This window comes from Candidatus Aminicenantes bacterium (genome assembly GCA_026393795.1).
Classification (GTDB): Bacteria; Acidobacteriota; Aminicenantia; order UBA2199; family UBA2199; genus UBA2199.
The window spans coordinates 1-8,062 of the sequence record JAPKZL010000078.1 but is presented as its reverse complement, the minus strand read 5'-3'; the positions used below and the strand labels follow the sequence as shown (position 1 = coordinate 8,062).

Sequence of the window (8,062 nt, the reverse complement as noted above, 5' to 3'; positions counted from 1 at the left end):
GACGGGACCAGCGAGGTCGCCCTGGCCGTGACCGCCACCACGCTGACCCTGGTCGCCGTCTTCCTGCCCGTGGCCTTCGCCACCGGCATTGCCGGCAAGTTCTTCCGCCAATTCGGCATCACGGTCACTGCCGCCGTGCTGATATCGTTTTTTGAGGCTTTCACCTTCGCGCCGATGCTTTCGGCCTATTTCTTTAAAAAAGCCAAGGCCGGCAATGAGCATTCCTTCTCCAGCCGCTTCCAGGCGGCCATCGCCCGTTTCTACGACCGGCTGGGCCAGTCGTACCGCCCGATCCTGGAATGGTCGATCAGCCACCGTCTGGCCGTTGTCTTCATTACCCTGGCGATTTTCGCCGCCAGCCTTTTTCTTTTCACCGTGGTCGGCGTCGGCGGCTTTCCGGGCGGCCAGCGGCACGAATTCAACCTGGTCGTCCAATGCAGCCCGGGCAGTTCGCTGGCAAGCACCGAACAGGTGGTCAGCGCGGTTGAAAAGATCCTGTACCAGCAGAAAGAGATCGGCGACGTCTTTTCCATCATCGGCACCAAGGACGGCGCTTCCGACGAGGCCAGCATCAACATCAAGCTGATCAATGTCCGCGACAACAAGGCATTCCAGGACAAGCTGCGGCCCCAATTGGTCGGCATACCCGGCGCGGCCTTCACTTTCCAGAGCGCCATGAGCCTCGGCGGCGCCGCGGCCAGTTCAATGCAGCAGTTGCCGATCCAGGTCAACCTCAAGGGGACCAACCTGAAAAACCTGACGCAAGCGGCGGAGATGGTCAAAGACGCCATCCGCGCCGTACCCGGGCTGGTCGACATCAACAGCGACTACCGCAATCCCAAGCCGGAAATACAGGTCCAGGTCGACCGCGACCGCGCCGCCCGGCTCGGTGCCAACACCCTGCAGATCGCCTCGACCATGCGCACTTTCGTCGACGGCGACATCGCCTCGCGCTTCCGCACCCCCGAGCGCATGATCGATATCCGCGTGCGCGCCTTGCCGGCCACCCGGGAAAACCTCGACAAGCTCGCCCGGGTATTCATCCCGACCGTTTCCCGCGGTTCGGTCACCCTCGATCAGGTGGCAAAACTGCAGGTGGAGATCGGACCCAGCCAGATCAAGCGCAAGAACCGCATGCGCCAGATCGTGGTCGGCGGCAATATTCTAAGTGGGGTCGCTGTCAACGATATGCAAGCTGCCATGCAAAGCCGCATCCAGTCCCTCGCGCTGCCAGGCGATGTGACCTTTACCTTCGGCGGCCAGGTGGAGCAGACTGCCGAGATGTTCACCACTCTGATCGTGACCCTGATCCTGGCCGTTGTTTTCGTCTATATGATCCTGGCCTCCCAGTTCGCCTCCTTTATCCAGCCTTTCGCCCTGATGCTAGCCTTGCCGCTCTCGCTTATCGGGGCCGTCCTGGGCCTGCTTCTGGCCGGCAAACTTTTTGACGTGGTGGCCTTCATCGGCCTGATCATGCTGATGGGACTGGTGACCAAGAACTCCATCCTGCTCATCGATTACACCAACGTGCTGCGCCGGCGCGGCCTGGGACGCGCCGAGGCGATCGTCGAGGCCGGCGCCACCCGGTTGCGGCCGATCCTGATGACGTCGCTGGCCATGATCCTGGGCATGCTCCCCGTGGCCTTCGGCTTCGGCACCAGTAGCGACTTCCGGAAACCGATCGGTTTCACCATCATCGGCGGCCTGATCAGTTCGACCGTTCTCACCTTGGTAGTGGTGCCGGTCGTGTACTCGCTGCTTGATGACATGACCCAGAAATTTTTAAGAAAGAAATCGGTATAAGCAGCGACCGGGATGACCGTCGCCGATCTTTTTATTTAAACCTGAAGTTTGCCCTTGATCTCGGCAAGGCTGTTGATCTGCAATCGTTCCATTTCTTTTTCAAGCTCGGCGAGGATGCGCACGGCGGCGGCCGGCTCGCAGAAGTTGACCGTGCCGAACTGGACGGCAGCGGCGCCGACCAGGATGTATTCCAAAACATCCCGCCCGGAGGTGATCCCGCCCATGCCGATGACCGGGATGCGCACCTGGCGGCAGACTTCCCAGACCAGCTTCAGGGCCAGGGGCTTGATGGCCGGCCCGGACAGCCCGGCCAGGGTGTTGGCGAAGACGGGGCGGCGCTTTTCCAGGTCCACGGCCAGCCCCAGGAAAGTGTTGACCAGGGACAGGGCGTCGGCGCCGGCTTCCTGGGCCGAGCGGGCCACGGCAACGATATCCACGGCGTTGGGTGAAAGCTTGACGATCAGGGGTTTGTTGATGTGCGCCTTGACGAGCTTGACCAGGCGAAAGGTGTGCTTGTCGTCCTGGGCCGGGCAAACGCCGCCTTTTTTGACGTTGGGGCAGGAGATGTTCAATTCGAGCATGGCCACTTCGGGCATGGCGGCGAAAATGGCGGCGACCTCGGCGAATTCGCCGTCGTCCTGGCCGCAGACGTTGACGATGATCGGGGTGCGGGTCGCGGCGCCCAGGTGGCGGATTACGTTTTGCAGCTCGTCGGCTCCCGGGCCGGCCAGGCCGATGGAATTGAGCAGGCCGGCCGGGGTCTCGCACAGGCGCGGCGGCGGGTTACCCGGGCGGGCGTCCTTATAAATCCCCTTCAAAACCAAGGCGCCCAAGATGTCGAGGTCCATGAAGGGGGAGAATTCCTCGCCATAGCCGAAGGTGCCCGAGGCCGGGATGAGCGGATTTTTCAAACGGCAGAAGCCCAGGTCAACGCTCAGGTCGGCCATCGGATCTCCTCAAGCGGAAACACCGGCCCCTCGTCGCATACCTTCCGGTAGCGGCCGTCGGCGGCGGTGACCACGCAGCTGTGGCAAACGCCGAAACCGCAGCCCATCATGGCTTCCAGGGAAACGTAGTTTTCCATTTTTTTCGCTTTGAGCATTTTGGCCAATGCGGCCAGCATGGCCTCCGGGCCGCAGGCCATGGTCGCATCCGGGCGCTGTTCGGTGATGATCTTCTCCAGGCCGGAAGTCAGCAGCCCTTTTTCGCCGCAGCTGCCGTCCTCGCTGAAAATATGGCTTTTATGCAGCGGCATGGCGCCGAGTTCGGCCAGCAGGTGCAAATCGGCGGCGCTGCGGCCCCCGTAGAGCAATACCAGCGGCTGCTGGGCGGCATGCGTTTTGGCATAACCGAACAGGGGGACGATGCCCCGGCCGCCGGCGATAAGGAGGATCTTCTTGCCCGGCAATTCCGGGAAAAAATTGCCCAGCGGGCCGAGGATGTCCAGGCGGTCGCCGCATTGATGGTTCTTCAGCAGCGTGGTGCCGCGCCCCTTGACCTGGAAATACAGCCAGATGTGCGGGGGATCGCTTTGCAGGATGCCGAACGGCCGGCGCAGCAGCGGATCCAATGACGGTGATACGCGGACCATGACGAAGTTGCCCGGCTTCGCTTCGCGGGCAATCAGCGGGGTGTTGATCTTCAGCAGGTAGTAGTTTTCGCCCAGGCAGCGGGTTTCCTCAATCCGTCCGCTCTCGTCTTGCATGGCCCGATTATGCCATGCTTTGCTCGGGGTGTAAATAGCTGCCAGCGGGCGGCTGACGCTCCAAGCTGGCTGGTTGCGCCGGGGGAAAAGCGGCGGGCTGTTATTGCACCAACGGGTCGGCGACGACGCTGGCGTTCAGGAGGTTCTGCGCCTGCATGGCGCTGGCGGTGTTGGGATATTCGTTGAGGATCCGCTTCAGAGTGGAATCGGCCTCTTGCTGAAGCCGGTTATTGGCCTGCAGCTTGGCCAGCAGCAGCAGGATGACCTCTTTATTCAAGGCGGTCTTCTTATCCTCAACCATCCGCTTGAGCAGGTCCATCGCTTCGCGGTTCTTGCCCGCAGCGGCCAGCAGCCGAGACGAGAGCAGCTGCTTCTGATCGTTGATGACCGGGATGCGGCTGTCGGGGCATTGCTGCAGGGTTTTTTCGGCATCGGCCAGATCGCCTTTCTCATAGTACAGGGCGGCGATGAAGATGCGGCCGGCGCCGGAGATGCCGTTCTTGAACTTCAACTCCTGCAGCTTGGCGATCTTCTGCTCGATGCTCAGGCTGCCGTCGTTGCGGATGGCGAAAGCGCTGGCATACAGCTTGCTTTCCCCGGCGGCGCTGAGGCTGGAGTATAGCAAGATGGCCAGCAGGATGATGACCAGCAGCAGCGCGATCCCGGCCCCGGCCAGAATCGGACGGCGGTTATTTTTAAAAAATGTGAGAGCCTGTTCGAAAAAATGGACGAATGGATCGGCCTTCAAGTGTTCCTTTTCTTTTCTTTTCATGTTGACCTCTAGGGTATTGCGCCTGAGATGACTCGAACATCCAACCCTGGGATTAGGAATCCCATGCTCTATCCTTTGAGCTACAGGCGCAAGAGTATAGCCATATCATTTTTCGCGACCGATGTCAATTGACCTTTGCCGACGATCATGTTCAATTAGGAAGGACCGGTTGCCGTTTTTGCGCTTGCCAAAGCCGGCGCCAAGGATTTGGAGAATGAAAAACAAGAATATCAAGGGCGTGCGCCTGATCGTCGCGGCCATGGTCCTTTTCTTCATCGTTTTCGTCATCATCCGCCTCTATTTCGAGGAGAGCAAGAATTTTTCACCGCAATTCCTGAAGAGCAACACCCTGATCTTCGGTTTGTGGATCATCATCATCCTCTTCGGCCTGACCTTTCTCTTTATCCTGGCCCGCAACATCCTGAAGATGTACTACGAAAGCAACCGCAGCGGCGGCCATAGCTTCAAAAACCGGCTGGTCTTCTTTTTCATCGCCTTCTCCATCGTGCCCACCCTGTTGCTGTTCTTTTTCGCCACCGACGTCATCTCGCAGAGCATCGAGCAGTGGTTCAAGGCGCCGGTCGAGAACATCATGAAGAACGTCGACGAGGTCAAGAACAACTACTACAGCAAGATCACCGAGGACCTTGAGCATTTCTCGGGGATCATCGCCGTCATGATCCAGCAGAAGCGGATGTATACCGACGACAACAAGAATTTCCTGCAGAACCGGCTCAAGGAAAAGATGCTCGAGTACAAGCTCGACGTGGTCAACATCTACAAGAACCGCAACGAGATCTTCGCCATCTTCAACCCGCGCATCCCGATGCAGGAATACAAGAACCTGCCGCTGAACATCGTCTACAGCGGCCTGGGCGGGGCCGGCTTCACCAAGATCGACAACCTGAAGAACGGCGAGCTGATCCGCAACGGGGTCGCCTTCGATATCGAGCAGGGCGACAAGATGCTGATCATTACCGGGAAATATTTTCCCGAAAGCTACACCCGCAGCCTCAACGCCCTGGCGGCCATGGTCAACAAGCACAGCCAGATGCGAGTGCTGCGCGACCCGGTCAAGAACACCTACATGCTCCTCTTTCTGTTCATCACCATCCTGATCATCTTTTCCGCCTCCTGGCTGGGATTTTACCTGGCCAAGGGCATCACGGTGCCGATCGAGAAGCTGATCTCGGCGACCGCCGAAATCGCCAAGGGCAACCTCGACGTGCGCATCGACTACGCGGCCAAGGACGAGTTCAACACCCTGATCAACGAGTTCAACCGCATGGCCTTCGACCTCAGGGAAAACCGCGACAAGTTGAACCGGCGCACCATCGAGCTGCGCCACCGGCGCAGCATCATCGAGACGATCATGAAAAACATCACCTCCGGAGTCATGGCCTTGAATTCGAAAGGCGAAATCATGGCCTTGAACCCCGAGGCGGCGCGCATGCTGTCGCTGGACGTGGAAACCGTCATGCGGAAAAATTTCACCAACGTGATTTCGGAGACCATCTACAAGGATATTCACCTGATGATCGGCAAGGCGTTCGAGACGCGCTTCAAGCTGATCGAAAAGGAGATCGACATCAAGCTGCAGGGCCGGGTGATCAACCTGGCGGTGAAGATCACCCAATTGCGCAACCCGATCAACAACCGCTTCTCCGGCCTGCTGGTGGTCTTCACCGACCTGACCGAACTGATCAAGGCCCAGCGCTTGCTGGTCTGGCGCGAAGTGGCCAAGCGCATCGCCCATGAAATCAAGAACCCGCTGACCCCCATCCAAATTTCCTCGCAGCGCATCCTGCGCAGCTTGGACCAGCCTGCCGACAAGTTCCGCGCCATCGTCGAGGACAGCCTGCACATCATCACCCAGGAATTCGATTCGATCCGGAGCCTGGCCGAGGAATTCGCCAATTTCGCCCGCCTGCCGGAAATCAAGTTCACCCAGGGAGACATCAACGAGATCCTGGAAAAGATGCTGGCAACCTACACGTCGATCTACCAGAACGTCCAGTTCAAGGCCAAGCTCGACGCCGCGTTGCCGCCCCTGGTCAAGCTCGATGTCGAGCAGATCAAGCGGGTCTTCGTCAACATCCTGGACAACGCACTGGAGATCATCGGCAAGGAAGGCGAGATCGAGATCTTTTCGCGCTACAACGGCGAAAGCAAGTTTGTAACCATCGAGATCGCCGACAACGGCCCCGGCATCAGCGATGAGGACAAGCAGAAGGTTTTCCTGCCTTATTTTTCCAAGAAAAGCTCCGGGACCGGCCTGGGCCTGGCCATCGCCCACAACATCATCGAGGAGCACAACGGCCTGATCTCGGTGGTGGACAACGAGCCGCACGGCGCCCGTTTCATCATCGAGCTCCCGGCCTGAAGCAACGGGATTTTATCCGGCCCAGAGCTTGAGCAGGTGGACCAGTGTGTCCGAGGTTTTCTGCATGTCTTCCAAGGCGATCCACTCGTACTTGGAATGGAAATTGCTGCCGCCGGTGAAGATGTTGGGAGTGGGCAGGCCCATGAAGCAGAGGCGGGCGCCGTCGGTGCCGCCGCGGATGCTGGCCCGTTTGGGCTTCAGGCCGGCCATGCGCGTGGCTTCTTCGGCTTTCTGCAGCACGTCCGGATAGTGGTCGAGCACCACTTTCATGTTGCGGTAGGATTCGCTTACCTTGACTTCGCTCTTGGCGCCGGGGAATTCGGCGGTGACGTCTTCGCTGATCTTTATGATCAGCGCTTCGTACTCCTTTAACCCCTGCTCGCTGAAGTCGCGGATCAGGAACTTGATGGTCGCCGCTTCCTCGTTGCCGCTGACGTGGTGGGGATGGACGTAGCCTTCCCGGCCTTCGGTGGTTTCGGGGGACAGGGTTTGCTGCGGCAGCCTTTCGATGATGCGGGCGGCGATCTTGACGGCATTGACCATTTTGTTCTTGGCAAAGCCGGGGTGAACATTGATCCCGGCTATTTTTCTCTCCAGCGAGTCGGCGCAGAAGGTTTCATCCTCGATTTCGCCCACCTTTTCGCCGTCGACGGTATAGGCGAAATCGGCGCCGATCTCGGCCACGGTGATGTGCTCCACCCCGCGGCCCGTCTCCTCATCGGGAGTGAAAACGATCTTCAGGTTCGGCCGCGGCAGTTCCGGATGGCCGTGCAGCCGGGTTAGGACATCCATGATGATGGCGATGCCGGCCTTGTTGTCCGCGCCGAGCAGGGTGTTCCCCGAGGCGGTGATGACGGTCTTGCCGACCTTTTCCAGCAAATGCGGGTTTTCGCTGGTTTTCAGGACGACATTTTCGCTGGCCGACAGCACCAGGTCTTGCCCTTGGTAGTTTTTATGCAGAATGGGCTGCACTCCGGTGCCGGAAACGGCCGGCGATGTGTCCATATGGGCGATCAAGGCGATGGTCGGGACTTTGTGGGTCTGATTGGAATCGAGCCCGGCCTGCACGTATCCCCAGGGGGTAACTTGGGCGCCTTTTAGGCCGAGCTCTTCCAGCTCGGGCTTGAGCTTGGCGGCCAGGTCTTTCTGTTTGGCGGTCGAGGGAAACGTTTCGGAACTGTCGCTCGACTGGGTGTCGATGGCCACGTAGCTTAAAAACCGTTCCAGAATATCGGGATGTTTCATGATGCCCTCCGCGGCTGATTATAAATGATTTCGTTTCAAAGTGGAAGGACTGATGGGGTCGGATAATTTGATTTGCCCCTCGGGACATACTTTCACTATAATTTCAACAACTTAAAGACTGGTTGAAATCATCTAGTGAAAGTATACCATCACT

At 58.9% G+C, this 8,062-nt stretch carries 6 protein-coding genes and 1 tRNA gene; 2 read left to right on the top strand and 5 right to left on the bottom strand.

Translation table 11 applies throughout. From position 1 onward, the window contains the following. On the top strand, positions 1-1,803 hold a 1,803-nt coding region (locus tag NTW95_03775), incomplete at its 5' end, for an efflux RND transporter permease subunit (protein MCX6556541.1). Between the two features lie 35 nt (positions 1,804-1,838). Here NTW95_03775 and NTW95_03770 read toward each other — a convergent pair. The 4 genes from NTW95_03770 to NTW95_03755 form a co-directional block, all read right to left on the bottom strand. Continuing rightward, the gene (locus tag NTW95_03770; protein MCX6556540.1) at positions 1,839-2,750 is read right to left on the bottom strand and encodes a dihydroorotate dehydrogenase; all 912 of its coding nucleotides are present in this window, start codon (positions 2,748-2,750) and stop codon (positions 1,839-1,841) included. Beyond that, positions 2,738-3,508, bottom strand: coding sequence for a dihydroorotate dehydrogenase electron transfer subunit (locus NTW95_03765; GenBank protein MCX6556539.1), 771 nt, complete (start codon positions 3,506-3,508; stop codon positions 2,738-2,740). Before NTW95_03765 ends, NTW95_03770 begins: the two co-directional genes overlap by 13 nt. Before the next feature lie 100 nt (positions 3,509-3,608). Then, on the bottom strand, positions 3,609-4,280 hold the full coding sequence (locus NTW95_03760; protein ID MCX6556538.1) for a tetratricopeptide repeat protein: 672 nt from the start codon (positions 4,278-4,280) through the stop codon (positions 3,609-3,611). A 17-nt stretch (positions 4,281-4,297) separates the two neighbouring features. After that, a tRNA-Arg gene (locus NTW95_03755) sits at positions 4,298-4,370 on the bottom strand. 124 nt (positions 4,371-4,494) lie between these two features. On the opposite strand from NTW95_03755, the gene NTW95_03750 reads away from it, so the two are divergent. Then, on the top strand, positions 4,495-6,663 hold the full coding sequence (locus tag NTW95_03750; protein ID MCX6556537.1) for an ATP-binding protein: 2,169 nt from the start codon (positions 4,495-4,497) through the stop codon (positions 6,661-6,663). A gap of 12 nt (positions 6,664-6,675) precedes the next feature. Here the strand turns inward: NTW95_03750 and pepT are convergent, their stop codons facing one another. Beyond that, entirely contained in the window at positions 6,676-7,908 is a 1,233-nt protein-coding gene (pepT, locus tag NTW95_03745) for a peptidase T (GenBank protein ID MCX6556536.1), read from the bottom strand. Between the last annotated feature and the right edge of the window lie 154 nt (positions 7,909-8,062).